This window comes from Streptomyces sp. AC602_WCS936, assembly GCF_019049125.1.
Lineage (GTDB): Bacteria > Actinomycetota > Actinomycetes > Streptomycetales > Streptomycetaceae > Streptomyces.
In genome coordinates this window covers 1-236 of the sequence record NZ_JAGMUF010000122.1, presented here as the reverse complement: position 1 = coordinate 236, position 236 = coordinate 1, and the positions used below count along the sequence as shown (strand labels likewise).

At 83.1% G+C, this 236-nt stretch carries 1 pseudogene; it reads left to right on the top strand.

Annotated features, from left to right (window positions below):
- A pseudogene (locus tag KUM03_RS33540) lies at window positions 1-236 on the top strand (serine/threonine protein kinase); the annotation flags it as partial.

Sequence of the window (236 nt, the reverse complement as noted above, 5' to 3'; positions counted from 1 at the left end):
CCGGTCGTCCGGGGCCTGCTGGAACGCGATCCCCGGCGGCGTCTGGACGCGGCGGAGGCGGAGCGGATGCTGCGCGCCTTCCTGGCCACGGGCCGTGCGCCCGGGCCGCCCGGGACGGCGGAGCCCCGGCGCACGACCCGGGCCGTGCTCACCGCCGTGCTGCTGGTGGTCGCGGCGGCCGGCGCGGGCGTCACGGCGGCGGCCCTGCTCGCCGACGGGGACGGCGGCGACGGGGG